Raw genomic sequence first — 25013 nt, 5'->3', positions numbered from 1 at the left:
CGATACCCCTAAACCTTACCCGGTCAAACGCCGACCAGGCCGGTGAAGCCCAGGAACGCCAATGACATCAGTCCTGCGGTCACCATGCCAATGGCGGCGCCGCGGAAGGCCACGGGCACATCGGCAACGGCGATACGCTCACGCATGGCGGCAAATAGCACGAGAACCAGCGAGAATCCGGCGGCCGCACCAAAACCATACAGGACAGATTCCACGAAGTTGTTGTTCTTGTTCAGGTTCAGCAACGCCACGCCGAGCACCGCGCAGTTGGTGGTGATCAGCGGCAGGAAAATGCCCAGCACCCGATAGAGCAGGGGGCTGGTCTTGCGCACCACCATTTCGGTGAACTGAACCACCACCGCAATCACCAGAATAAACGTGATGGTCTTCAGGAACGCCAGATCCAGGGGCTCCAGCAGGTAGGTGTAGGCCAGATAACTGCACACCGAAGCAAGGGTCAGCACAAAGGTCGTCGCCAGAGACATGCCCATGGCGGTTTCCAGCTTGCCGGACACCCCCATGAACGGGCACAGCCCCAGGAACTGAACCAGCACAAAGTTGTTCACCAGAATGGTGCTGACCAGAATCAGCAAATACTCGGTCATTCGCCTTGCTCCATCACACTGCGTTTACGCAGGTGCCTTACATGATCCGCATGCCCGGGGTGGCGCCGGAGTCCGGTGACAGGATAAAAATGTCCTTGCCGCCGGGGCCCGCTGCCAGAACCATGCCTTCAGACATTCCGAACTTCATTTTACGGGGCTTCAGGTTGGCAACCATCACCGTCAGCCGGCCTTCCAGTTCCTCCGGCTTGTAGGCGGATTTGATGCCGGCAAACACGTTGCGGTCACCATGCCCGATATCCAGCGTCAGCCGGAGCAGCTTGTCGGCACCTTCTACATGTTCGGCTTTGACAATTTTTGCGACCCGAAGGTCCACTTTCGCAAAGTCCCCGAATTCTATCTCGTCGGCCACCGGTTCGAGATTGGCAGTCTCAGCCGGTTTTCCGGTCGCTGCGGGCAGCTCCTCTTTGGACGCGTCCAGCATTTTCTCGATCTGCGCCATATCCACCCGGCTCATCAGCGGCTTGAACTTGTTGATGCCGTGGTTTTCCAGGCGCTCGCCGCGATTGTTCCAGTCGAGCCCGGCCTTGAGGAATGCCTCGGAAGCCTTCGCGGTCTCCGGTAGCACCGGAGCCAGATAGGTCATCAACAGGTGGAACATGTTGATGGCGTTGGTGCAGATCGCCTGAAGATTGTCTTCCTGACCCTCCTGCTTGGCAATCACCCACGGCTGTTCGTCGTTCACGTACTGGTTGGCAATATCCGCCAGTTCCATAATACGACGCATGGCGCGGCCAAACTCGCGGGCCTCATAGAAGTCGGCGATTTCCTCACCGGCATCAATAAACTCTTTCAACTTGTCGTGCTCGGTGACCTGACCAAGCTGGCCATTAAAACGCTTGGTGATGAACCCTGCACTGCGGCTGGCGATATTGACCACCTTACCCACCAGATCCGAATTCACCCGCGAGGCGAAGTCCTCCAGGTTCAAGTCCATGTCATCCACGCCGCCGGTCAGCTTGGCAGCGAAGTAATAGCGCAGGTACTCCGGATTCAGGTGATCCAGGTAAGTACGGGCCATGATGAATGTGCCCCGGGACTTGGACATCTTCTTGCCGTTAACGGTGACAAAACCGTGGGCCCAGACCGCTGTCGGCGTGCGGAAACCGGCGTCGTGCAGCATCGACGGCCAGAACAGTGCGTGGAAGTTAATAATGTCCTTGCCGATGAAGTGGTACACCTCGGCGGTGGAATCGGCCTTCCAGAAATGCTCGAAGTCGATATCTTCCCGGTTGCACAGGTTCTTGAAGCTGGCCAGGTACCCGATCGGTGCGTCCAGCCAGACATAGAAATACTTGCCCGGAGCATCCGGAATCTCGAACCCGAAGTAGGGCGCATCACGGCTGATGTCCCATTCCTGCAGACCGGCATCCAGCCACTCGGCCAGCTTGTTGGCCACCTGCGGCTGAAGCGTACCGCTACGGGTCCACTTGGCGAGGAAATCGGCAAAATCCGGCAGCTTGAAGAAATAGTGCTCGGATTCCTTCTCAATCGGCGTAGCGCCTGACACGGCAGAGCGCGGGTTAATCAGCTCCGCCGGCGTATAAGTAGCACCACAGGCTTCGCAGTTGTCCCCGTACTGATCCTCGGTCTTGCACTTCGGGCAGGTGCCCTTGATAAACCGGTCCGCCAGGAACATGTTCTTTTCCGGATCAAAGGACTGGGTAATCTTGCGGGTCGCAATATGCCCGTTTTCCTGCAGCTGCCGGTAGATATATTCCGAGAACTGGCGGTTTTCCTCGGAATGCGTGGTGTAGTAGTTGTCAAAGCGGATATGGAAACCGCTGAAATCCTGCTGATGCTCGTCACGGATGCGATCAATCAGCTGCTCGGAAGTAATGTCCTCGCGCTCGGCGCGCAGCATGATCGCAGTACCGTGGGCATCGTCGGCGCAAACGTAGTAACAGTTCTGGCCTCGCATATTCTGGTAACGCACCCAGATGTCCGTCTGAATGTATTCCAGCAGATGACCCAGATGAATAGGGCCATTGGCATAAGGCAGGGCGCTGGTGACCAGAATATCGCGCTGTTGCTTTGAACTCGCTTGCGTCATGTTGATATCCGAACCTTTAATGAATAAGGATTTGGCGTAAATCAGTAACACAGAGTCTGCCGATGATCCGGGTAAAGACTCTGTATGGCCAGAAACGGGCACAGATGATACCTTCCGGACAGATATTTTTCATCCGAAACACCTGTTTCCGTGCTGCAAATCAAGCATGAGCTTATTCCGGAGAACCCGATGACCCAGATTTCAGAACAGGCGCTGCAAGCGGCGGTTCGCCAGTACCGCGACCCGTATCGTGATCAGGACCTATACGACCTCGGCGCCGTCAAGTCCCTGACCGCGGACGACAACGGCAAAGTGACCCTCATGGTGGAACTGCCATACCCGTCAAAAGGCATCGCCGGCGCCTTGAAACAACTGGTCACCAACGCCCTGGAAGATGTTGATGGTGTGGAAAGTGCGGACGTCCACGTCGGCCAGAAAATCCACTCCTACAAAGTCCAGAAAGACCTGCCTTCGGTTCCCGGCGTGAAAAACATCATCGCCGTCGCCTCCGGCAAGGGCGGCGTCGGCAAATCCACCACCGCCGTCAACCTCGCCCTGGCCCTCCAGGCCGAAGGCGCCAGAGTCGGCATCCTCGACGCCGACATCTACGGCCCCAGCATCGGCATGATGCTCGGCGTCCCCGAAGGCAAACGCCCCGACACCCGCGAAAACAAATACTTCGTCCCCATGGACGCCCACGGCCTGCAAGCCAACTCCATGGCCTTCGTCGTCACCGACAAAACCCCCATGGTCTGGCGCGGCCCCATGGTCAGCGGCGCCGTCATGCAATTGCTGCAACAGACCCTGTGGAACGAACTTGACTACCTCATCGTCGACATGCCCCCGGGCACCGGCGACATCCAGCTCACCCTGGCCCAGAAAGTCCCCGTCACCGGCGCCGTCATCGTCACCACCCCGCAGGACATAGCGTTGCTGGACGGCAAAAAAGGCATCGAAATGTTCCGCAAAGTCGACATCCCGGTGCTGGGCGTGGTGGAAAACATGAGCGTCCACATCTGCAGCAACTGCGGCCACGAAGAACCCCTCTTCGGCCACGGTGGCGGAGAACGCATCGCCGAGGAATACGACACAACGCTCCTTGGCCAGTTGCCTCTGCACATGACTATCCGCGAACAGACTGACGGCGGCACCCCGTCCGTGGTCGCCGAACCGGACTCGGAAGTTGCCCGACGTTACCGGGATATTGCCCGGAGGGTTGGGGCAGAGCTGTCTACCAGAGAGCGGAACCTGAGCGGGTCAATTTCCAGCGTATCGGTGACCGAGCACTAATACCGGATTTTGGGCTTGCTGAACCTCACTGCGGAGATCGTTCGCAGTTGCGGGAATCACTGACCAAAAATTTCGAAGGCCAGGGATGGCCTGAGAGAAGCGCACATGGATGTGCTTGTAGCGGTTTTTGGTCAGTGATTTCCGCGACTGCAGCCCCCGAGTCTGAGAGATTGACGGGCTTCGACAGACACCTCGGTAACGGGTAAACTACGGCGTCAATTTTTCCCAGTGGATACGAGACCTTCACCCATGAGCATCAAATCCGATAAGTGGATTCGCCGGATGTCCGCAGAACACGGCATGATCGAGCCCTTCGAGGCCGGCCAGGTCCGTGAAACCGAAAAAGGCCGTGTCATCTCCTACGGCACCTCCAGCTACGGCTACGACGTACGCTGCAGCAACGAATTCAAAATCTTCACCAACGTCCACTCAGCCACCGTCGACCCTAAAAACTTCGACGACAACAGCTTCGTGAACTACACCGGTGACGTCTGCATCATCCCGCCGAACTCCTTTGCCCTGGCGCGGACCGTAGAATACTTCCGCATCCCCCGCAGCGTACTCACCATCTGCCTGGGCAAATCCACCTACGCGCGCTGTGGCATCATCGTCAACGTCACACCACTGGAACCCGAGTGGGAAGGGCAGGTCACCCTGGAATTCTCCAACACCACCAACCTGCCAGCCAAAATCTACGCCAACGAAGGTGTGGCCCAGATGCTGTTCTTCGAGTCCGATGAAATCTGCGAAACCAGCTACAAGGACCGGGGCGGCAAATACCTTGGCCAGACCGGCGTTACGTTGCCGAAAACATGAGGAAATCCTGCCGATTTCCTGAGCAATACCGGAGGCTGACTTGAACGCCAATCAGTTTCTCAAAGCGGTCTCACAACTCCAGGGCTGGCGGGAATGTGCCTTCCTGCTGGCGCTGGCCGAACGCTCGTTCCCGAATTACGCCCTGTTTGCAGATGCCGTGGAGCTGAAAACCGGTGCCAAGATGCGCCAGCTCATGGACCTGGCCTGGGACATGCTGCAGAAGGATGCCTCGGAAGCCGCTATACCGCAATTACTGGCGAAGCTGGAAGCCCTGTCCCCGGACGTGAACGCCTACGATGCCTACGGAGTCTACCCGGCATTTGATTTCTGCCAGCTGCTGGAGCAGGCACTGCTGAACCGGCTCAACCCCGGAAAACACCGGGCAACCGAAGCTTCCGGAATCGCCACCACCACGGTTATGAACTTCGTGGAAATGTCCGAAGGCGAAGATCTCGACGAGGACGAACTGGTCAGGTTGTTGGACCAGCACCCGCTCATGAAAGAAGACAAGGCGTTCCAGCGGGATCTGGTGCTTGACCTCAAGCGACAGCGTACACCCACCAGTCAGTTTGTCGAGCGACTGCGCCAGCAAGCCGTCAACGACGGCGTGAGCAACCTGGGCGTCTCCCTCGGAGACTAGCCGGCGGTTGCCCAGCTCCTGTCCTACACTGAATCCGTAACCCCCTGTTGAATTTGGGAAGCCTCATGAAACTTTCAGCTTTTGGTCGGAAATTCACCGCCGATGCCGGCATTACCTCATTGATGGATGACCTGGGTAATGCGCTGGCCTCCGGTGACGACATGATCATGATGGGAGGCGGCAACCCGGGGCACATTCCCGAGATTCAGCAGAGGGTTCAGGAAATACTGGCGACTATCTGTCAGACGCCCGCAGATATGCGCCGGCTAGTGGGAATCTACGATCCGCCCCAGGGCGAAAAGCAGTTCATCGCGTCCCTGGCGGATTTGCTCAACCGCGAGTATGGCTGGGGGCTCAAGCCCGAGAACATTGCGCTCACCAATGGCAGCCAGGCTGCCTTCTTCATGCTCTTCAACATGTTCGGAGGAGAATACGGCGACGGCCTGCGCAAACACATCCTGCTGCCGCTGGCGCCGGAGTACATCGGTTACGCGGACGCCGGCATTGAGCCAGGCCTGTTCCACGCCGTACAGCCGGATATCTCGTTTACCGATGCCCATGAGTTCAAGTACCGGGTGGATTTTGACGCGGTCGAGGTGACCGGGGAAACCGGCGCAATCTGCGTATCCAGGCCCACCAACCCGACGGGCAACGTCATCACCGATGAAGAACTGGCCAGGCTCGAGCAACTGGCTCGCCAGCACGACGTGCCGCTTATTGTGGATGGCGCCTATGGCACTCCGTTCCCGAACCTGCTGTTTGTGGATGCCACGCCGACCTGGAACGACCAGATCATCCTGTGCCTGAGCTTGTCCAAGCTTGGTTTACCGGCAGCTCGCACCGGTATTGTTATTGCCTCTGAACCGGTGATCAAGGCGCTTTCCGGGATCAATGCGATTATGAATCTGGCCACCGGCAGCTTTGGCGCCATGCTGGCGGAGCCTCTGGTGCGTTCTGGAGAGATTCTTTCCCTGAGCCGGGATGTGGTGTGCCCATTCTACAAGGCCAAGATGGAGAAGGCCGTGGCCGCTTTCCGGGAAGCCATGGGTGAAGACAGCTGCCACTGGTATGTCCACAAGCCCGAGGGCGCCATGTTCCTGTGGTTGTGGTTCCCGGATTTGCCGATCAGCAGCCTGGAACTCTATCAGCGTCTCAAGGCCAGGGGCGTGTTGGTGGTTTCCGGTCATTACTTTTTCCCGGGCTTGCCGGATGAAGACTGGAAGCATCGCCATGAGTGCCTGCGGGTGACCTACTCACAGGATGATGACAGGGTTGCGGAAGGTCTGCGTATTATCGCGGATGAGGTCAAAGCGGTGTGGGCCGCCCACAACGGCTAGCGGCGGATTTCTGCGTCATCAATCCTGATTTCGTAACGGCTGCCGTCGGGCTCAACCTGTAGCAGCCGGACCAGCAGGTATTCCTGGTCGGGGGCGAACCACATAAGGGTCTGGCGTTTGCTGTCGTCGTCACGGACTTTCTCGGCCTTGAGAGTCATCATCTCGCCCTGGTCGGTTTGCAGGGTCTCTTCGTCAATCACTGCAAAACGGTCAGTGTCGTAATCGCCCTTGTCGATGACGCGGTACTCCATTTCCCTTTTGCCCGCGCGTATATCCTGATGAAGCTGGAGTTGATGGCCCATTGGGTCCAGTGTCCCGTCCTCCAGTTCCAGTGAGAACCTGTCCCCTTCATGGTGACCGCTTGCAACCCGGTTGTCCCAGTCAAAATCGATAGCCTCCTTGCGATCCCTGATCAGAAAACCCGACAGTTTATAGCGATACTTGAGAGGGATAACCCGGTTGTTTTCCCATCGCAGGATCAGGGATTCCTCAATATCCGCAATGAATGAGTCAACGTCGGTCCTATAGATCCAGGTGCCGTCATCCCGTTCAGTCAGACTTCGGGTGGCGCTGCCGCTGAGGGAGATGCCTTTGTCCATGGACGCGTTGTAGCTGGCTTTCAGCGGCAGGAGAGGGGGGTAATCAAATGCCTGGGCGCGGGTTTGCTGCTGCGGACTTTCGGTTTCACCCTGCGGCTCGTCTGCCAGGGCGGGGGTTTGGGAGAAGGTCAGTGCCGCGCAGGTAATGATGGCGGCGGGGAATCTGACCAAAAGGGACGCAGTCATGGTGTCGCTCCTGTTGCGCAAGGCTACATGATCTCGTCAGTGTAGCCCGCCTGGCCACAAGGGAGGGTGACAATCTGTTTAGTGTACGACCCTTTCGTCGGGAAGTCGCATGGGTTTGTTCAGCAGTTCGCCGTCAAACAGGACGTAGTCTGTACCCAGTTGGATACGCCCTTCGCAGAACCAGCGAACCACGATCGGGTACAACAGGTGTTCTTTCTCCTGGACTTTCTCCGCAAGGGAGTCGGCGGTGTCATCCGGATCGATCGTGACCTCGGCCTGGGCGATCACCGGGCCGCCATCCAGTTCTTCCGTGACGAAGTGGATGGAAACGCCGTGAACTTTGTCGCCGGCATCCAGTGCGCGCTGATGAGTATTCAGCCCGGTGTATTTGGGAAGCAGGGAGGGGTGGATGTTCAGCATTGTGCCCCGCAATGCCCGCACAAAATCGGTGGTCAGGATGCGCATGAAGCCGGCCAGGACGACAAGATCCGGGTTGTGGCGACGGATCTCAGCCATCAGCGCGCCGTCAAACTCTTCCCGTGATCCGTAATCCTTGTGGTTCACCACGAAGGTGTCGATGTTGGCCTGGGCAGCCCGCTCCAGTGCAAATGCCTGCGGGTTGTTGCAGCCAACCGCCACAATTTGTCCCGGGAAGTCCCGTTCGCGGCTGGCATCAATCAACGCCTGAAGGTTGGTGCCGCTGCCAGAGGCGAGAACCAGGATACGGGGCTGAGGTGCTGGATCGGCATTCATTCTGCAAGCATTCCCGGAGCATAGCGGACAACGGATTTCGCCGTTGTATCGCCTGCGCTTTCGATGATGCCAATCTGCCAGGCCTTTTCACCCATGGAGGTGAGCGTATCGAGAGCGAGGTCCTTCTGGTTCGCCGGCACACAGACAATCATGCCCACGCCGCAGTTAAAGGTGCGGTACATTTCCTCGCTGGCAACGCCACCGGCATCCTGCAGCCACTGAAATACGGGCGGCAGCGTCCAGCTTGCGGTATCAATTGCCGCGATGGAGCCGTCCGGCAGCACCCTGGGAATATTCTCCGGCAGGCCGCCACCGGTAATGTGTGACAGGGCCCGGACATCCACTTCACGGAACAGCTGAAGCAGGTTTTTAACGTAAATGCGTGTCGGGGCCATCAGCGCTTCGGCCAAGGTGCCGTCACCCATGGTCTGATTCAGGTCGACCTTGCTGACCTCGATGATCTTGCGAATCAGCGAATAGCCGTTTGAGTGCGGGCCTGACGACCCCAGCGCGATAAGCACATCGCCATTCTGTACCCGGCTGCCATCAATAATTTCGCTGCGCTCGGCAACACCCACACAGAAGCCGGCCAGGTCATAGTCGTCACCTTCGTACATACCCGGCATTTCAGCGGTTTCACCGCCAACCAGCGCACAACCCGCCTGTTCGCAGCCTTCACCGATACCGGCCACCACCTGGGCAGCGACATCGACGTTCAGCTTGCCGGTTGCGTAGTAATCGAGGAAAAACAGGGGCTCGGCGCCACCGACCACAAGGTCGTTCACGCACATGGCAACAAGATCAATACCGATGCTGTCGTGCTTTTGCAGTTGCATGGCCAGCCGCAGTTTGGTGCCAACGCCGTCAGTGCCTGATACCAGTACCGGCTCACGGTAACCGGCGGGGATGGAAACCATGGCGCCAAAACCGCCCAGCCCCCCAAGCACTTCCGGACGGCGGGTACGGGCAGCCGTGTCCTTGATGCGGTTAACGAGTTCGTTACCTGCGTCGATATCAACGCCGGCATCGCGATAGGTAAGGGAGGGCTTCTGTTCGCTCATGGTGTGCTTAACCGTTTTGGCCAGTGGGTCAGGCGGCGGATTTTAACAGGTGAGAGGTGGCGCTCCAAATTGATTTTCCGAAATCCCCGTTAGCTACTCACGACTCGGGCCATGGTGTATCCTATGCGCCATTCAGGCGAATTGCAGGGTGTTTCATGTCATTATCAGGACGAATTTCGACACGGGCAACGCGAATGATTCGGTGGGTTCTGCCGATTGTCGGCACACTGGTGGCGCTGGCGTCCTTTCCCGCTGGTGCGGTGACGGTGACCGGATTGTATTCCGTTGAGGTTCCCGTGGCCGGATCTCAGCCAGGCCAGCTGAAGCAGGGATATGCCGACGGCCTCGAAAAGGTATTTGTTCGGGTATCCGGGGGCAGCGATATTCTGAGTTACGACGGAGTGCAGGCGCTTCTTGCGGATGCCGAGTCATTGCTCCAGTCCTATCAGGTGCTGCGCCGTCAGGAGGGCGATCGCCTGCGGATGAGTTTCGGGGCAGTGGGCGTCAACCGCGCTCTGGCCTCGATCGACGCTCCGGTATGGGGAGCGAACAGGCCGCTGACCCTGGCCTGGGTCGCGGTGGAAGAGCGGGGCTCCCGTTCGTTGCTGACCGCCTCTGATGGCGGCAGTGACAGCCGCTGGTCGGAAGCGTTTCGGCAGGCCGCTGCGGACCGGGGTTTGCCGCTTAATTTCCCGCCACGGTCGAAGGCGAATGATCGTGAGCTGCTGTCCGATATCTGGGGGCAATTCACCGGCAGAGTGAAATCCGCGTCCGAACGTTTCGATCACGATTTGATGGCGCTGGTTCGGGTGAACCGCTCGGGTAATCAGTGGCGTGCGGGCTGGATTTTTGACGGCATGGGCATGGATGAGGGTGAGCAGTCCGTGACCGCAGGCAGTGAGCGAGAGCTGGCAGACAAGGTAGTTGGTCTCTGGGCTGACGCGTTTGCCAGCCGCTACGCCGTCGCTGCTGGCGATGTGGGGGATTTGCCGCAGGTCGAGATTGTTGTTCGGGGTGTGGGCACGCTGCAGGATTACGGCAATATCATCAACGTGCTTGATGATCTGACCCCGGTGCAGGACGTCGACGCATCCCGGGTGGCCGGTGATCAGCTCACCCTCAGGGTTGCGTTTTCGGGTGAACTGGAGCAGTTGCGTGAATACATTGCGCTGGATACGCGCTTTGTTCCATTATCCGAGTCGGAAGTGGTGAATAGCGCGCTTTCCGAAGAGCCCTCTCCGGAGCAGGTCCCGGAAGCGACCACTGACCAGGCGGTGGAGGAATCCCCGGATGCTATGTCTGATCCGCTGTTTGCCTACCAGCCGCTGCTGGGGGACGCAGAAGAATCCGAAGAAGCCTTTGAATCGCTGTACGAAATTCTCCATTATCGCTGGCAGCCAGCCTCGGTGATCAGTTCGGATGATTCCGAGTAATCCAAGGGGAGAGGGAGCCTGCTAATGTCAGAACGGTGGCGCTGGATACCCAATGCCCTGACGTTTTTGCGCTTCGTGCTGATTATTCCTTTCGCCGCCGCGCTGTTGGCGATTGAATACCGCTTGGCTCTGGGAATATTTCTCCTGGCCGCCGCCACGGATGCCTTTGATGGTTTCCTGGCCCGCCAGTTCAACTGGAAGTCCAGGCTGGGGGCCATCGCGGACCCGCTGGCGGACAAGGCTTTGCTTATTACCGCCTACCTGATGCTCACATTGACCGGGGTGCTGCCATTATGGCTTTTTGCCCTGGTCCTCGGGAGAGATCTGCTGATCGTTATTGGTGGACTGGCTTTCCACTACGGCGTCGGACGCTTCGAAATGGAGCCCAGCATTCCGGGAAAATTCAATACTCTGGTCCAGATACTGGTGGTGCTTGCTATCATTGTACTGCTGGCGGGGCTGCCGATGCCGATACCTCCATGGGTAATGGAAGCCGGCATTCTGCTGGTTGCGTTTTCAGCGGTTGTCAGTGGTGGGCACTACCTGGTTGTCTGGGGTGGCCGGGCCTGGAGGGCAAAGCGGCAGTGAGTTCGTCACAGATGACTCTGGGAGTCAAACTGCGGGATGACGCAAGGTTTGACAACTTTCATGGCGACCGTAACGCCGTGGCGGCAAACCGCCTGGAGGCGATCTGTCGTCAGGTCGCCCGTGTGCCTGTCGTGGTGGTGTGCGGTGATGCGGACACGGGTAAAAGCCATTTGTTGCAGGCAGCCTGTCATTTCATGGAGAGCCATGAGGAGGCATCGGTTTGCGTCAGTATCCAGGAATTGTTGCCGTTTGGGCCAGAAGCCCTGTCTGGGCTTGAGAACCAGGCGCTGATCTGTCTTGATGACGTTGATCTCATCGCCGGCCGGGCCGATTGGGAAGAGGCTGTTTTTCACCTGTACAATCGCGTGTTGGACAACAACCACCTGTTGCTTGTCAGTTTATCGGAAGTACCCGGTTCCGTGCCGTTTGTATTGCCGGATCTGGTATCGCGGCTTACCCATGGTTTGCTGCTTCAGCTGGGCATCTACCGGGATGATGATCGTCTGAGGATCCTGATGGCCAGGGCGGAACAGCGCGGGCTGGTGATGGGTGATGATGTGGCCGGCTTTATTCTGCGGCGTGCACCACGCCGGCTGGGCGAGTTGCTGGGAATTCTCGACCGTCTGGATGAGAATTCCCTGCAGGCGCAGCGCAGGTTGACCATACCCTTCGTTAAATCGGTCATGGGCTGGTGAAGGGGCAACAGTATTCATAATAACGTCACGTGTACCGGGGCAGACAAATGGCGGGCTCCCGGATGCCACGGTCAGGGGGGAGAAATGAGACGAGTCGTTTTCAATCAGAAGGGTGGTGTCGGTAAATCCAGTATTACCTGTAACCTGGCGGCCATCAGTGCGGCCCGGGGCAAACGCACGCTGGTGGTGGACCTGGATCCCCAGGGGAATTCAACGCACTACCTGCTGGGCAAGCCGGCGGCGGATCTGAAGGATACTGTCGCGGACATGCTGGAGCAGACCGTGGCTTTCACGGTATTCAACCGCCGTCCGGACGAATTCGTTCATGCCTCTCCGTTCGACAACCTGTTTGTCATGCCTTCCAGTCCGGAGCTGGATTTTCTTGAGCGCAAGCTGGAGGCCAAGCACAAGATATACAAGCTCCGTGAGGCTTTGAAGAAGCTGGATGAGTCCTTCGATGCCATATACATCGATACCGCGCCGGCCCTGAACTTCTACACGCGTTCTGCATTGATTGCCGCCCAGCGGTGCCTGATTCCGTTCGATTGTGATGATTTCTCCCGTCAGGCGCTCTACAACATCCTTCATGAAATCCAGGATCTGCAGGAAGACCATAATGAGGATCTGGTTGTGGAAGGTATTATCGCCAATCAGTTTCAGCCGCGGGCGAGCCTGCCAAAGCAGCTTGTCCGTGAGCTGTTGGAAGAGGGCCTGCCAGTGCTTCCGGTGCGTCTGTCCAGTTCCGTCAAAATGAAAGAGTCACACCAGAGCCGGCAGCCACTGATATACATGGCCCCAAAACACACGTTGACCAGACAGTACGAAGACCTGTTCCGGATCCTTCACGGAGAGACCGTGGAGCTGGAACCGCTTGCGGACTGATCGCGGAGGGGGTATGCCACAATCAACCGCTCACGGGCAGATTGGAGAAGTCGCGGACAGTCTGCTCAGAATAGAAGTAGAGCTTAGGCGTATTGGCGTATGGGAAAATCAGCCGCCGTCCCCGGAGGCATTCCAGAGCACGCAGCCGTTCTGCGTCGATACGCTGGAGTTTACGCAGTGGCTGCAGTTTGTGTTTGTCGCCAGGCTGAAAATCCTGATCGAGAGTGATCACCCCCTGCCGGCGGTATCCGGTATTGCGCCCATGGCGGAAGAGCATTTCCGAGGGCGCCCCGAATCCGGTGAGGGGCTGATCCGGGAGCTCGAGACCATGGACCGGTTATTGTCCGGGGAGGGCTGACGAGGTCTTATTCCAGGCGCATGGACAGATCAATGGCCCTGACGTCCTTGGTTAGCGCGCCAATCGAGATGTAATCCACGCCGGTCTCCGCAACAGGCACCAGGGTGTTGGCGTTGATGCCTCCGGATGCTTCGAGTTTCGCCCTGCCAGCAGTGATGGTCACTGCCTTGATCATGTCCTCCATAGAGAACTCGTCAAGCATGATGATATCGGCGCCTGCGTCCAGTCCCTGCTGGAGTTCTTCCAGATTTTCGGTTTCCACTTCCACCGGGCGTCCGGGGGCAATCCGTCGGGCTTCACTGACGGCCCGGGCGATGGATCCACAGGCCGCGATGTGGTTTTCCTTGATCAGAAAGGCATCCCACAGGCCAATGCGATGGTTATAACAGCCTCCGCAGCTGACCGCGTACTTCTGTGCCAGGCGCAAGCCGGGCAGCGTCTTGCGGGTATCCAGTAGTTTTACTCCGGTGTGGGCAACCTGATCCGCAAACGAGGCGCACGCCGTTGCCGTTCCCGAGAGGGTCTGCAGCCAGTTCAGAGCCGCCCGCTCTGCGGTCAGCAAGCCCCTGGCCGGCCCCTGAAAGCTGAACAGGACGCTGTCTGGCTCCGCGTGGTCGCCGTCCTGCACATTCCATGTCAGCTCAAGGGTCGGATCCACCTGGCGGAACACCTCGTCGACCCACTGGCGCCCGGCGATCACCGCTGATTCACGGGTAATGACGCGCCCGGCGCTGATTTTGTCAGCTGGAATGAGCTGTGCCGTGATATCGCCGTCACCAATGTCTTCCCGCAGACTGTGTGCGACGGATTCAACGCGGGATTGGCGAAGCAGTTCGGCTGGAATCATGATAGCTGTCCGGTAGAAGAAGGTTATCGAATCGGGTTTGGTATCTGTGGCGTGATTCTAAAGCCCGGCAGCGAATTCGCCAAACGGAAGGTCGCTGGCTGCTAGAATGTGAACTGCATCTCCTGGTCACAAAAGGTGACAAAATCTGACACAAGGTGACGTTGAAACGACATAAGATGTGAAGTGGAATAAAGCCCGATTCGTTTGCCAGTCAATACCCGGAGCAGCCAAATGGCGCAGGATAGCAAGGTGGTCAGTTTTTCATCCCGGAAGCCCGGAGGCCGGTTTGCCTTGCCTCAGGCCCTGGTGAGGCTACGTGACGCATCGGGGCACTCCCTGAAATCTGTGTTGGCCGGTTTCTTTGACCGAGCGGACGATGCGCTGTTCGAGCTCGCGGACAAAGCCGGCTCCAATCAGGACCAGACCGCCTATTTTGATGCGATGCGGGAGTTGCGGTTACGCCGCAAGTTAATGACCGTTTCCATCCTCCAGCATGTGAGCAGGGCATTTAACGATATCGGCAAGTTTAATCCCGATAACGCCGGTGGCAGTCTGGAAGACGTGGACCAGGATTCTCTGAGCCTGGTCGATCATTCGGAGCTGGAGCAGCGCGTGGCCATTGAGAATCTGGTCAACAAACTGCGCAACAGGCATGCCGAGGCCATTCGGATGCTCAATGCCCGGGTGGGTCACCTGATGCCCTCCGTTTCCCTCACCAACAGCCAGATGCCCCTAAGCCCGGAAGTGATCTGCGGTGGTCTGGGGGAAGCCTGCTCGGACCTGGACATCGATATTCGCGCCAAGCTGGTGGTTCTTAAGCTTTTTGACCGCCTGCTGGCGGATACGCTTGGCGAACTCTACCAGGACGCCAATCGCACCCTGATTGATGAAGGCGTGCTGCCAGACATGAAGCGCCCGCCCGCGGGCCATCGTACAGGGAATCGTTCCCCGCAGACGTCTGATGTGTCTCGTTCGTCTGGCAGGGCGGACACCGGTGGAGCTGAGGAGGGTGCGACAGGCGGGACCGGGGCAACCGCCGGTCAGACCGGTGGGACCTTCTCCGAGCTGAGCGCGCTGTTACATCAGGGGCGCGATGACGGCGGCCAAACCGTGGCCGGGGGGCAGGGGTTTCTCGATACGAACCACCTGATGGCGAGGCTCAACGCGATCCAGTCACTACCTGGAGAATGGACGCAGGGGCGTGTGGTGTCCCTGGGTGAGCAATTGCAACCCGTGCTCAGGGCCGACAATGGCCGGTCCTATGTTGTCGGTCAGGTGGACAGCGATGTGATCAACCTGGTGTCCATGCTGTTTGATTTCATTCTGGAAGACCGTCAGTTGCATCCGGCCATGAAGGCGTTGATTGGTCGGTTGCAGATTCCGGTGCTGAAAGTTGCTCTTAGCGACAAGAACTTTTTCAACCGTGGCGGCCATCCGGTTCGCAAGTTGCTCAATGAGCTGGCGATGTCTGCGATTGGCTGGACCGAGAAGCAGGGCCGTCAGCGCGATCCCTTGAGGGAGAAAATCGAGTCCGTGGTTGACCGGGTGCTGAACGAGTTCACCGACAATGTGGATCTGTTCAGTGAGTTATTGACGGACTTCAACCATTTCATGGACCTTGATCGCAGGCGCAGAGATCTGGTGGAGCAGCGTCTGCGGGATGCGGAGGAAGGGCGCGCAAAACAGGAGCGTGCGGCCGAGTCGGCTCATCAATTGCTGGCTGAGGTGACAGCCGGACGGGTATTGCCTGAGCCGGTCGACAATTTGCTGAAAGAAGCCTGGAGCAAGTATCTGCAGTGGAAGGTGCTGCGGGAAGGTGAAGACAGTGAGAACTGGGCCGCTGCTGCAGAATTGACGCGCAAACTGGTGTGGAGTGTGGATCCGCAGCCGGTAACTGACAATACACGTACCGAGTTGCTGCGGGCGATTCCATCCATTGTGGATGACCTGCGCCATGCGTTACAGGAAATTTCCTGGGACCCGTTTGCCACTGACGCGGCGATCCGCGACCTTGAGCTTGCGCATGTTGATGTCTTCCAGCAACTGGTAACGTCAAGGGTGTCACCCTCATCCGAGGAGTCTCCCGAGGAAGTCACAGAGGTTGCTGCTGTCGAGCAGACTCAGCCTGCTGAGGCTGAGTCTGAAGTGGTAGAGAGGGCCGATATCCAGCTGCCTGAGCCGGCGCCGGCTGAAATCCTGCCCGATACTGAGAATACTGACGCGCAGGCGACATCTGAACCAGAGATCGAGCAGGCCTGGCTGGACCGTGCGGATAGCCTGCGGGTTGGCTCCTGGATTGAACTGGCCCGGGAAGGCGTCAAAACCCGTTGCAAGCTGGCGGCGTTCATCAAGGCGACGGGTAAGTATATTTTCGTCAACCGCAGCGGCGCCAAGGTGGCGGAGTACCACCGGGAATCCCTGGCGCAGGCGATGGCTTGCGATGAAATTACCATGCTCGACGATGGCCTGATTTTTGACCGTGCGCTGGAATCCATCATTGATAACCTGCGAAGCAGTCGCAAGGACTGACCCGTCGTAGCAACCCGGGCAACTTTGTGCTTCAATCAGCTGAGATATCAACAGCGACAAACCTGCTGGATTTACCTTGCCTGACTCGATTCAAAGCCAGAATGCCATAACCTGCACCCAAGCTTCCATTGACCATTTGCGCCGCACCGGTCGAATGTCCGGAGTGCGCTGGTGCCCATCTCCCAATTTCGGGCCAAGGCCCGAAGACGCTGATATATCCCTGCTGGTTGTTCATAACATCAGCCTTCCGCCGGGTCAGTTCGGTGGAGACGCGATTGAACGTTTTTTCTGCAATTGCCTGGATACTTCGGAGCACCCGTATTTTGAAACCATTGGCGAACTCAAGGTGTCGGCCCACGCTCTGATTCGGCGGGACGGCAGTGTGGTTCAGTTTGTCAGCATGCTGGAGCGTGCATGGCATGCCGGTCGCTCCTGTTTTGACGGGGAAGAGGAGTGTAACGACTTTTCCATTGGTATAGAGCTGGAAGGCGCCGATGACATTCCCTACACGCCTGAACAGTATCGGCGCCTGGCGGAGCTTTCGGCCCTGATCATGCGGGCTTGGCCGAAAATCACCGGTGATCGTATTACCGGCCACAGCGATATCGCGCCAGGCCGAAAGACGGATCCCGGTCCCGCCTTTGACTGGGATCAATATCGCCACCAGCTGGCCACATTGGAAGCAACCATACGAGGGACCCGCTAATGGTACTGGTGGTGTTTCTGCTTGCATGGCTGGTCCGTCGGCGGCTGGATCTGTCCGGTGCACTGTCTGGTGATCGACTTTGGCGTGCCTGGTTTCAAGCGGGTTGGTCGGCCGAGGCTGGTCATGAAGGGGGGATTCGTTGGGGACTGGTGCGGGTTGTGGTGCCCGCATTGTTGCTGTCAGGGTTTGTCTGGTTGGCGGCGGCCGAGGGCTGGCGGATGGCGGCTTATCCACTGGAGTTCCTGTTGCTGGTACTGCTGATGGGGGCGCCGGGATGGAAGCCGTTACTCAGGGCCTACAGCGAGGCCTGGAGCAGAGGGGACATGCAGGCCGCCTGGCATCACATCAAGGATTGCCTGCCAGCGGATGAGCGGGGCCAGGCGATATCACCGGATGAAATGCACATGGCCCTGTCGAAACAACTGATCGTCACGCTGTTTGAGCGGTTCTTTCTTGTGGCCTTCTGGTATGTGGTGGGTGGTATTGGTCTGGCTTTCCTGGCGAGAGGGCTGGTGGCATTGCAGGAACAATGGCCCCAGGCGGCTGCGCGCCCCAGATTCGCCCGCATCGCTGGATGGGTCAGTTGGATTCCGGCCAGATTGCTGGCTTGTACCTTTGGCCTGGCGGGAGATCTCGCCGGCTGGTTGAAGGCGGTTAGAGGCGTGCTGTTTACACTCGGGCCGGCAACCGACCGTGTGCTGATTCAGGCGGCCAACGGCGCGTTGACCGGATATGCACTGGACCCCGCACGATTCTCCAGGGTGCATCCGGATGAGTGGACGGCATTCGGGGGCAGGAGCCTGGGGGCCATTCGTGATTTGCTGAACCGAAGCATGCTGGTATGGGTTTGTGGCATTGCTCTGTTGGTTATCGCCGGAGTGGTTTGACGCTTCGATTTTGAGGAACGTGACAGGCTGACAACAAAAGCACTAAAGTTTTTAAGACTTTAGTCGACAACATAAAAAAGAATAAAACATTTTTCCAAAGAAGCACCGTGCGGGGCCAAATGTGAACCAATTAATCAAACCTGCAGTTGCGCTGATGAACCGGCTGCCGATGTTCTACAAGTTCAGTCTGATCAGTGTGTTGTTCCTGCTCCCCATCGTCGGCCTGTCCTGGCTGGTTATCAGCGAACTGAACCGCTCGGTGGAAACCATGACCCGGGGCGTGGAAGGCCTCGACCAGCTGGAACAGGTGAATCATCTGCTGGATGCCGCCTTTGATTACCGGGATTATCGGGCGCCGGGCAAAGTCCGGGATGAAGCCGAACTCCTGTCAAGGTCCGACGAAGCCGCCGAAACCATCAGCCGTATTCTGGAAGACCTGGCCTCCCGCGAGCTGGCGTTTGACACGGCCGGTAACTGGAACCAGCAGATAGTCCAACTGCAGGAAGAGTGGCAGGCACTCAGAAATTCAGACAGCTATCAGGGCAACCTGGATCCACAGTTCAAGTATTACCAGGAGTTCGTTCAGAAAGTACGGGCTATGTTGTCCGCTACCATTGAAATCTCCGGTCTCGGCCAGGACGCCTCCCGGGATAACCAGTTATTGCTCGGTCTGGTGAGGGAATCCCTGCCGGAAGCCCGGCATGTGATTGGTCGTGCCAGGGCATTTGGCACTTTCGCACTGGTCGATGGGCAGGTGGGTTACAACCTGAGCGATGGTCTGAACGAGATTTACGATGCGCTGACCAACCGGGCTTCTTTGCTGGCGCCAGCCTTGTCAGTGGCTCAGAACGCTTCACCGAGACTGGCGGAAGAGGCGGGCAACACGGTTGAAAGTATCGGCAATGGTCTGGCCGTGGTTCGAGACGAGCTGGACATCAATATCATCACCCCGATGCGGCTGGAAATGCCCTGGCGGGAATTTGATGCCCTGGTGGCTGCAGAGTTAGCGCATTACGATGCCCTCACTGGCGTTATTTTCGACGTGGTGGGCGACAACCTGAGCGCCAGGCTGGAAGGCGAGATCCGTCAGAGGCAACTGATCATCGTAGCACTGGTTATTGTCCTGCTGGTGGTGGTTTACCTGTACATTGGTTTCTTCATGTCGGTACGTACGGCCATCAACCGCTTCAGCGAAGCCGCCCGTATGGTCGCCGCCGGCGATATGACCGCTCACATCCAGCTTGATAACCGTGACGAACTCGGTGAGCTGACTACCGAGTTCAACAACATGACCGACCGTATCGCCGAACTGGTTCGGTCGGTCAGCCGTACGACCTCCGATGTTGATCAGCAGGCCACCCGGGTGAAAGACACGGCGTCCGCCAACAGTGAGGCCGTGGCTCGCCAGATGGATGAGTCCGGGCAGATCAACGAAGCGATGAATCAGATGGTGGAAGCGGTCCATGAGGTTACGGAGAGCGCTCACCGTGTGTCTGACAGCGCCGGAACGGCAGAGCGTGACACCGAATCTGGTCGTCAGGTGGTGGCGGATACCGTGCAAACCATCAATAGACTGGCGACGGAGATTTCCGGAGCAGTGGATGTTATCAATCGGGTCAGTGCGGACAGTGACAACATCAGCCAGGTGTTGGTTGAGATCAAGGCCATTGCCGAGCAGACCAACCTGTTGGCGCTTAACGCAGCGATCGAAGCCGCCCGTGCCGGAGAGCAGGGCCGTGGCTTTGCGGTAGTGGCGGATGAAGTCCGCTCACTGTCCCAGCGAACCCACAAATCCACCGAAGAAATCGAGAGCATGATTTCCCGCCTGCAGAGTGGCGTAAAGGATGCGGTTGCCGCGATGACCAACAGCCATGAGGTGACGGAAACCACGGTTCGCAAATCCTCGGAGGTCACCGAAGCGCTGGATCGTATCGCCGGCGGTATTTCTACCATCGTGGATATGAGCCACCAGATTGCCCAGGCGGCGGAGGAGCAGTCGGCGGTTGCCCGGACCGTGAATGCCAACGTTGAACAGATCGGTGTGTTGGGCCGGGAAACCGCGGACAACGCCGAGCAGACCCTGGGGTCATCCCGCCAGATGTCGGAGCTGACGGCGTCACTTCAACGGCTGGTCGAGGCGTTCAAGGTCTGATCGGCAGGGTCCGGCCTCAAAGGCCGGACTTGTTCTGCTCCCACAGAATCTCTTCTCCGCCGTTCCGGCGGGCCAGCACCCTGGCAATCACGAACAGCAGGTCTGACAGTCGGTTGAGGTACTGTCGTGCCGCGGCATTGATGGAGTCCTCATGGCTGAGGGCTACCACGACCCGCTCAGCCCTGCGGCATACGGCGCGGGCCAGATGGCACTGGGCTGCCTCCGGTGTGCCGCCGGGCAGTATAAAATTCTTCAGTGGCGGCAGGTCGTCGTTGTGCTGGTCCAGGGTCGTTTCCAGCCATTCAATGTGTTCTTTTCCGATCATCTGGCTGCCTGGAATGGCGAATTCGCCGCCCAGATCAAACAGGTGGTGTTGTATCCGCCGGAAGGTCTCAATCAGGTTGTCACCGGCATCCAGGCACTCAATCAGCTGGCCAAGGTGGCAGTTCAGCTCATCGACGGTTCCCATGGCCTCAACCCGTTGTGCGTTCTTGGCAATGCGGTTGCCGTCGGCCAGGCCGGTAGAGCCATCGTCGCCGGTTCTGGTATAGATCTTGGAAAGGCGGTTGCCCATCAGGTTGCTCCTGGAGTATCCGGTTGAGGTTCTTGCTGTGTATCTGTTCGGAGTTTTACCTGCTCCGTCAGCATTTGGTTCACTGGCACCGCAAGGTTGTGGGCACCTGCCCGGCTGACAATGTAGCCGTTGATGTAGTCGATTTCCGTCGGTTTGCCCCGGCGCACATCACTGCACATGGATGAGGTGTTCTTCGCGGTTTTCCTGGCAACGGCTTCTATCTGCGACTCCATGTCCTCCGGGGAACGGGACGACAGGCCCTCATGATGCATCACGTCAGCCAGTTCAAGGCACAGTTGCCGGATGGTGTCCCGGAACAGCGGGGCGTCGAGGATGTCTCCGTTGGCGCAATCGAGAATGGCGGTATAAGGGTTGATCCCGGCATTGATGATCAGCTTGCCCCAGAGCCGTTCGAGGATATTTGGCTCTTCATGGATGATCAGTCCTGAGGTTTTCAGTTGATTGACGACGCTGGTAACGAGTGATGGCGCGCTGTGTGTCAGGGCGCCAATCCAGGTTTCTCCCTGGCCGGCATGAACCGTGGTCTGGCTATCCGGGCGATTGGCGCCTTCCGTTGTGCTGGCGGCCATGATGGGGCGATTCGGCCATCGTTCAGCCACTGCCTGCTGGCTGCCCATACCGTTCTGGAACAATACCACGGGCACAGTCGGTTTCAGGTTTGGGAGCGTGGTTTCGAGTGCACCCAGCGTATCACCCGCCTTGGTGGTGACGATCAGCGTATCGGGGGATTGGGCGCTCCAGTCCAGTGAGGGCACGGTGATCGGATAGTAGTGCCCGTGCCCGTCCTGAAAGCGGTAGGTCAGGTCTGGTTCGTATTCATCCGGTGCATGCCGGCGAGGGATGAAAGCGGTTGTACCCTTGGGGAGCAGGGCGCCCCAGAGCCGGCCAAGGGATCCGGCCCCGAGAATGGCCACCAGGCCATTCCCGTTGCCGCTCTTTACTCGATGCTGGGCATCGGCCATGGCTTACATGGCCTCGATGTCAGCCCGCTGGTCACTGAGGCGGGTCAGGCTACCCTGCGCATCCCGCAGCTTTTCCTGTTCCTTTTCGACCACTTCGGCAGGAGCCTTGGCGGTGAACTTCTCATTGCCAAGCTTGCCTTCCAGGCGACCAATCTCTTTATGAAGGCGCTCCAGTTCCTTGTCCAGACGCTTGAGTTCGGCGTCCTTGTCAATCAGGCCGGCCATCGGCACAAGCACTTCCATTTCGCCGACCAGTTGCGTGGCGGACATGGGCGCTTTGTCGCCTTCGAACCATTCCAGGCTTTCCAGCTTGGCCAGTGAGCTGAGGAACTGGCGGTTGTCGTCCAGGCGGCGCTGGTCTTCCGCGTCTTTGCCGCGCAGCAGCACCGGGATTTTCTTGGCCGGAGAGATGTTCATCTCGCCGCGAATATTGCGGACGGCAACGATAACGCCTTTCAGCCATTCAATGTCCGCCGCCACGACCGCGTCCTGCTTGCTGCTGTCTGGCTGCGGGAAGGGCTGCAGCATGATGCTGTCACCGGTCTTGCCTGCCAGTGGCGCAATACGCTGCCAGATTTCCTCAGTAATAAACGGCATGATCGGATGGGCCAGGCGCAGGACGGCTTCCAGTACCCGCACCAGGGTGCGTCGGGTACCGCGCTTGGCTTCCGGACTGGCGCTGTCATCACTCAGTGCAGGCTTGGACAGTTCCAGGTACCAGTCGCAGTATTCGTTCCAGATGAATTCGTACAGGGCATGGGCCGCCAGGTCGAAACGGTATTGCTCCAGGTAGCGGGTGACGTCCTGCTCGCATTTCTGCAGTTCGCTGATGATCCAGCGATCCGCCAGGGACAGTTCCACCGGCTCGTTGTTGATGCCGCAGTCCTCGCCCTCGGTGTTCATCAACACGTAGCGGGCGGCATTCCACAGCTTGTTGCAGAAGTTGCGGTAGCCTTCCAGGCGCTTCATGTCCCAGTTGATGTCACGACCGGTGGTGGCCATGGCTGCCAGGGTGAAGCGCAGGGCATCCGTGCCGTGGGCGGTAATGCCTTCCGGGAATTCCTTTTTCGTGCGTTTGCCGATCTTTTCGGCCAGCTTGGGCTGCATCAGGTTGCCGGTGCGCTTCTCCAGCAGGTCGTCCAGGCCGATGCCATCGATCATGTCCAGCGGGTCGATGACGTTGCCCTTGGACTTGGACATCTTGTCGCCGTGTTCGTCGCGGATCAGGCCGGTGACATAGACGGTCTTGAACGGTACCTGCGGGGTGCCATCCTCGTTCTTCATGAAGTGCATGGTCATCATGATCATCCGGGCAACCCAGAAGAAGATGATGTCGAAGCCGGTTACCAGTACGTCTGTCGGGTGGAAGGTTTTCAGGCGTTCGGTGATTTCCGGCCAGCCCAGGGTGCCAAAGGTCCACAGGGCGGAGCTGAACCAGGTGTCGAGCACGTCGTCGTCCTGGTTCAGTGCCAGGTCGGCGGCGAGGCTGTACTTCTGGCGCACTTCTTCTTCACTGCGGCCGACATAGATATTGCCCTCGGCGTCGTACCAGGCGGGAATCCGGTGGCCCCACCACAGTTGGCGGGAGATGCACCAGTCCTGGATGTCCCGCATCCAGGCGAAGTACATGTTCTCGTACTGCTTGGGCACGAACTGGATGCGGCCGTCTTCCACCGCTTCGATCGCTGGCTTGGCCAGGGTCTTGGCGTCGGCGAACCACTGGTCGGTCAGCATGGGCTCGATGATCAGGCCTGAACGGTCACCGCGGGGGACGCTCAGCACGTGGTCTTCTTCGCGCTCCAGCAGGCCGGCTTCTTTCAGGTCCGCGACGATGGCTTTGCGGGCGTCTTCCCGGGTCAAGCCGGCGTAGGCGGCGGGCATGGTGCCATCGAGATCGTTGTTCTCGGTGCCGTCGCTGTTGAAGACTTCGGCCATGGCCCGGATGTTGGCATCCTGGGTCATGACGTTGATCATCGGCAGGTTGTTGCGTTTGCCAACGGCGTAATCGTTGAAGTCGTGGGCCGGGGTGATCTTGACGCAGCCGGAGCCTTTTTCCGGATCGGCGTGGTGGTCGGCGACTATCGGAATCTTGCGGTTTACCAGCGGCAGCATCACGTGTTTGCCGATCAGGTGCTGGTAGCGCTCGTCGTCCGGGTGTACGGCCACGGCGGTGTCACCCAGCATGGTTTCCGGGCGGGTGGTGGCGACGACGAGACAGTCTTTGCCGTCCTGGGTTTTGGCGCCGTCAGCCAGCGGGTAACGCAGGTGCCAGAAGAAGCCCTTTTCTTCCTTGTTCTCCACTTCCAGGTCGGAAATGGCGGTGTGCAGTTTCGGATCCCAGTTGACCAGGCGCTTGCCGCGATACACCAGGCCTTCGTCATACAGGCGGATGAACACTTCCTGTACGGCTTTGTAGAAGCCGTCATCCATGGTGAAGCGTTCGTTGTCCCAGTCTACGGAGTTGCCCAGGCGGCGGATCTGGCGGGTGATGGTGCCACCGGACTGTTCTTTCCAGTCCCAGATGCGTTTGATGAATTCTTCCCGGCCGAGGTCGTGGCGGGTTTTGCCTTCTTCGGCCGCCAGTTTGCGTTCGACGACCATCTGGGTGGCGATGCCGGCGTGGTCGGTGCCTACCTGCCACAGGGTGTTGTTGCCCTGCATGCGTTTGTAGCGGGTGAGGGTGTCCATGATGGTGTGCTGGAACGCATGGCCCATGTGGAGGCTGCCGGTGACGTTGGGCGGCGGGATGGCGATGCTGTAGGACTGGCCTTCACCGCTGGGGCGGAAGTACCCTTTGGATTCCCAGTTTTCGTACCACTGGCGCTCGATGTTTTCTGGCTGGTAGGTTTTTTCCATGGGTTTCTGCTGGTGACCGTTTGGTTGATTCACAAGGGAAAATTGAGACGCCTGATTATACATGCTCGCCCTCGCTGCGGCGAACCTCTGTATACACGTAGCTTGCTGATTTGGTGCCTTGCGGAGTCGGAACAGGCTTCCCAAAAACCGCTACAAGCACATCCA

22 protein-coding genes are annotated in these 25013 nt (G+C 58.4%); 13 read left to right on the top strand and 9 right to left on the bottom strand.

Translation table 11 applies throughout. From position 1 onward, the window contains the following. Positions 1–23 precede the first annotated feature (23 nt). Together rsxA and metG are read right to left on the bottom strand one after the other, a co-directional pair. Positions 24–605, bottom strand: a complete 582-nt coding sequence (gene rsxA, locus ACJO3M_RS08440) for an electron transport complex subunit RsxA (RefSeq protein WP_127331834.1) — start codon at positions 603–605, stop codon at positions 24–26. A 37-nt stretch (positions 606–642) separates the two neighbouring features. After that, positions 643–2676: a methionine--tRNA ligase gene (gene metG, locus ACJO3M_RS08435; RefSeq protein WP_407000960.1), complete on the bottom strand. Its 2034-nt coding sequence runs from the start codon at positions 2674–2676 to the stop codon at positions 643–645. A 189-nt stretch (positions 2677–2865) separates the two neighbouring features. Between metG and apbC the strand changes: the two genes are divergently transcribed. From apbC to ACJO3M_RS08415, 4 genes are all read left to right on the top strand, one after another. Then, positions 2866–3966, top strand: coding sequence for an iron-sulfur cluster carrier protein ApbC (apbC, locus tag ACJO3M_RS08430; protein ID WP_407000959.1), 1101 nt, complete (start codon positions 2866–2868; stop codon positions 3964–3966). A gap of 249 nt (positions 3967–4215) precedes the next feature. Then, on the top strand, positions 4216–4782 hold the full coding sequence (gene dcd, locus ACJO3M_RS08425) for a dCTP deaminase (RefSeq protein WP_012139486.1): 567 nt from the start codon (positions 4216–4218) through the stop codon (positions 4780–4782). Between the two features lie 40 nt (positions 4783–4822). Beyond that, positions 4823–5422, top strand: a complete 600-nt coding sequence (locus ACJO3M_RS08420) for a YjaG family protein (protein ID WP_407000958.1) — start codon at positions 4823–4825, stop codon at positions 5420–5422. A 65-nt stretch (positions 5423–5487) separates the two neighbouring features. Further along, positions 5488–6759 carry a valine--pyruvate transaminase gene (locus ACJO3M_RS08415; protein ID WP_407000957.1) on the top strand — a complete coding sequence of 424 codons (1272 nt, stop codon included), beginning with the start codon at positions 5488–5490 and terminating at the stop codon, positions 6757–6759. On the opposite strand, the gene ACJO3M_RS08410 is transcribed toward ACJO3M_RS08415, so the two are convergent. The 3 genes from ACJO3M_RS08410 to purM form a co-directional block, all read right to left on the bottom strand. Next, positions 6756–7544 (bottom strand): DUF3108 domain-containing protein, encoded by a 789-nt coding sequence (locus ACJO3M_RS08410; RefSeq protein WP_407000956.1) that lies wholly within the window; start codon positions 7542–7544, stop codon positions 6756–6758. The two genes, ACJO3M_RS08415 and ACJO3M_RS08410, sit on opposite strands and share 4 nt — an antisense overlap. A 78-nt stretch (positions 7545–7622) precedes the next feature. Beyond that, entirely contained in the window at positions 7623–8297 is a 675-nt protein-coding gene (gene purN / locus ACJO3M_RS08405; RefSeq protein WP_407000955.1) for a phosphoribosylglycinamide formyltransferase, read from the bottom strand. Further along, positions 8294–9358, bottom strand: a complete 1065-nt coding sequence (gene purM, locus ACJO3M_RS08400; RefSeq protein WP_407000954.1) for a phosphoribosylformylglycinamidine cyclo-ligase — start codon at positions 9356–9358, stop codon at positions 8294–8296. Before purM ends, purN begins: the two co-directional genes overlap by 4 nt. A gap of 194 nt (positions 9359–9552) precedes the next feature. Here purM and ACJO3M_RS08395 point away from each other — a divergent pair, with 194 nt between their 5' ends. The 5 genes from ACJO3M_RS08395 (at position 9553) to ACJO3M_RS08375 (ending at position 13314) form a co-directional block, all read left to right on the top strand. Continuing rightward, complete coding sequence (locus ACJO3M_RS08395; RefSeq protein ID WP_407000953.1) at positions 9553–10791, top strand: DUF8605 domain-containing protein; 1239 nt, start codon at positions 9553–9555, stop codon at positions 10789–10791. Positions 10792–10815: 24 nt separating this feature from the next. Then, a complete protein-coding gene (locus tag ACJO3M_RS08390) occupies positions 10816–11379 on the top strand; it encodes a CDP-alcohol phosphatidyltransferase family protein (protein ID WP_407000952.1) in 564 nt (187 codons plus the stop codon). Next, positions 11358–12074, top strand: a complete 717-nt coding sequence (gene hda / locus ACJO3M_RS08385) for a DnaA regulatory inactivator Hda (RefSeq protein ID WP_407000997.1) — start codon at positions 11358–11360, stop codon at positions 12072–12074. The genes ACJO3M_RS08390 and hda overlap by 22 nt, the downstream gene beginning before the upstream one ends. Positions 12075–12158: 84 nt before the next feature. Beyond that, entirely contained in the window at positions 12159–12956 is a 798-nt protein-coding gene (locus ACJO3M_RS08380) for a ParA family protein (protein ID WP_407000951.1), read from the top strand. 13 nt (positions 12957–12969) lie between these two features. Beyond that, positions 12970–13314, top strand: coding sequence for a YqcC family protein (locus ACJO3M_RS08375; RefSeq protein WP_407000950.1), 345 nt, complete (start codon positions 12970–12972; stop codon positions 13312–13314). 7 nt (positions 13315–13321) lie between these two features. Here ACJO3M_RS08375 and nadC read toward each other — a convergent pair whose 3' ends face one another. Then, on the bottom strand, positions 13322–14161 hold the full coding sequence (gene nadC / locus ACJO3M_RS08370; RefSeq protein WP_407000949.1) for a carboxylating nicotinate-nucleotide diphosphorylase: 840 nt from the start codon (positions 14159–14161) through the stop codon (positions 13322–13324). 231 nt (positions 14162–14392) lie between these two features. On the opposite strand from nadC, the gene ACJO3M_RS08365 reads away from it, so the two are divergent. The 4 genes from ACJO3M_RS08365 to ACJO3M_RS08350 all read left to right on the top strand — a co-directional run bounded on the left by ACJO3M_RS08365 (position 14393) and on the right by ACJO3M_RS08350 (position 20435). Continuing rightward, positions 14393–16690, top strand: a complete 2298-nt coding sequence (locus tag ACJO3M_RS08365) for a DUF1631 domain-containing protein (RefSeq protein ID WP_407000948.1) — start codon at positions 14393–14395, stop codon at positions 16688–16690. Positions 16691–16766: 76 nt separating this feature from the next. Further along, positions 16767–17396 carry a 1,6-anhydro-N-acetylmuramyl-L-alanine amidase AmpD gene (gene ampD / locus ACJO3M_RS08360; RefSeq protein ID WP_407000947.1) on the top strand — a complete coding sequence of 210 codons (630 nt, stop codon included), beginning with the start codon at positions 16767–16769 and terminating at the stop codon, positions 17394–17396. Further along, positions 17396–18283, top strand: coding sequence for a histidine kinase (locus ACJO3M_RS08355; protein WP_407000946.1), 888 nt, complete (start codon positions 17396–17398; stop codon positions 18281–18283). The genes ampD and ACJO3M_RS08355 overlap by 1 nt, the downstream gene beginning before the upstream one ends. A gap of 121 nt (positions 18284–18404) precedes the next feature. After that, a complete protein-coding gene (locus ACJO3M_RS08350) occupies positions 18405–20435 on the top strand; it encodes a methyl-accepting chemotaxis protein (RefSeq protein WP_407000945.1) in 2031 nt (676 codons plus the stop codon). A 16-nt stretch (positions 20436–20451) separates the two neighbouring features. Here ACJO3M_RS08350 and ACJO3M_RS08345 read toward each other — a convergent pair whose 3' ends face one another. From ACJO3M_RS08345 to ACJO3M_RS08335, 3 genes are read right to left on the bottom strand one after another with little or no spacing between them, the layout of a single operon-like run. After that, entirely contained in the window at positions 20452–21009 is a 558-nt protein-coding gene (locus ACJO3M_RS08345; protein WP_407000944.1) for a cob(I)yrinic acid a,c-diamide adenosyltransferase, read from the bottom strand. Then, positions 21009–21992 (bottom strand): ketopantoate reductase family protein, encoded by a 984-nt coding sequence (locus ACJO3M_RS08340; protein ID WP_407000943.1) that lies wholly within the window; start codon positions 21990–21992, stop codon positions 21009–21011. The genes ACJO3M_RS08345 and ACJO3M_RS08340 overlap by 1 nt, the downstream gene beginning before the upstream one ends. Before the next feature lie 3 nt (positions 21993–21995). Beyond that, positions 21996–24848 carry a valine--tRNA ligase gene (locus tag ACJO3M_RS08335; protein WP_407000942.1) on the bottom strand — a complete coding sequence of 951 codons (2853 nt, stop codon included), beginning with the start codon at positions 24846–24848 and terminating at the stop codon, positions 21996–21998. Positions 24849–25013: the final 165 nt, after the last annotated feature.

The organism is Marinobacter alkalisoli, assembly GCF_045449795.1.
GTDB lineage: Bacteria > Pseudomonadota > Gammaproteobacteria > Pseudomonadales > Oleiphilaceae > Marinobacter.
This window is presented reverse-complemented; position numbering and strand designations above follow the sequence as displayed.

What these genes read in the sequence shown, in the direction of transcription:
- rsxA (WP_127331834.1), bottom strand. Translation starts at nt 605, where the DNA reads ATGACCGAGTATTTGCTGATTCTGGTCAGCACCATTCTGGTGAACAAC.
- metG (WP_407000960.1), bottom strand. Translation starts at nt 2,676, where the DNA reads ATGACGCAAGCGAGTTCAAAGCAACAGCGCGATATTCTGGTCACCAGC.
- apbC (WP_407000959.1), top strand. Translation starts at nt 2,866, where the DNA reads ATGACCCAGATTTCAGAACAGGCGCTGCAAGCGGCGGTTCGCCAGTAC.
- dcd (WP_012139486.1), top strand. Translation starts at nt 4,216, where the DNA reads ATGAGCATCAAATCCGATAAGTGGATTCGCCGGATGTCCGCAGAACAC.
- ACJO3M_RS08415 (WP_407000957.1), top strand. Translation starts at nt 5,488, where the DNA reads ATGAAACTTTCAGCTTTTGGTCGGAAATTCACCGCCGATGCCGGCATT.
- ACJO3M_RS08410 (WP_407000956.1), bottom strand. Translation starts at nt 7,544, where the DNA reads ATGACTGCGTCCCTTTTGGTCAGATTCCCCGCCGCCATCATTACCTGC.
- purN (WP_407000955.1), bottom strand. Translation starts at nt 8,297, where the DNA reads ATGAATGCCGATCCAGCACCTCAGCCCCGTATCCTGGTTCTCGCCTCT.
- purM (WP_407000954.1), bottom strand. Translation starts at nt 9,358, where the DNA reads ATGAGCGAACAGAAGCCCTCCCTTACCTATCGCGATGCCGGCGTTGAT.
- ACJO3M_RS08395 (WP_407000953.1), top strand. Translation starts at nt 9,553, where the DNA reads ATGATTCGGTGGGTTCTGCCGATTGTCGGCACACTGGTGGCGCTGGCG.
- ACJO3M_RS08390 (WP_407000952.1), top strand. Translation starts at nt 10,816, where the DNA reads ATGTCAGAACGGTGGCGCTGGATACCCAATGCCCTGACGTTTTTGCGC.
- ACJO3M_RS08380 (WP_407000951.1), top strand. Translation starts at nt 12,159, where the DNA reads ATGAGACGAGTCGTTTTCAATCAGAAGGGTGGTGTCGGTAAATCCAGT.
- ACJO3M_RS08375 (WP_407000950.1), top strand. Translation starts at nt 12,970, where the DNA reads ATGCCACAATCAACCGCTCACGGGCAGATTGGAGAAGTCGCGGACAGT.
- nadC (WP_407000949.1), bottom strand. Translation starts at nt 14,161, where the DNA reads ATGATTCCAGCCGAACTGCTTCGCCAATCCCGCGTTGAATCCGTCGCA.
- ACJO3M_RS08365 (WP_407000948.1), top strand. Translation starts at nt 14,393, where the DNA reads ATGGCGCAGGATAGCAAGGTGGTCAGTTTTTCATCCCGGAAGCCCGGA.
- ACJO3M_RS08355 (WP_407000946.1), top strand. Translation starts at nt 17,396, where the DNA reads ATGGTACTGGTGGTGTTTCTGCTTGCATGGCTGGTCCGTCGGCGGCTG.
- ACJO3M_RS08345 (WP_407000944.1), bottom strand. Translation starts at nt 21,009, where the DNA reads ATGGGCAACCGCCTTTCCAAGATCTATACCAGAACCGGCGACGATGGC.
- ACJO3M_RS08340 (WP_407000943.1), bottom strand. Translation starts at nt 21,992, where the DNA reads ATGGCCGATGCCCAGCATCGAGTAAAGAGCGGCAACGGGAATGGCCTG.
- ACJO3M_RS08335 (WP_407000942.1), bottom strand. Translation starts at nt 24,848, where the DNA reads ATGGAAAAAACCTACCAGCCAGAAAACATCGAGCGCCAGTGGTACGAA.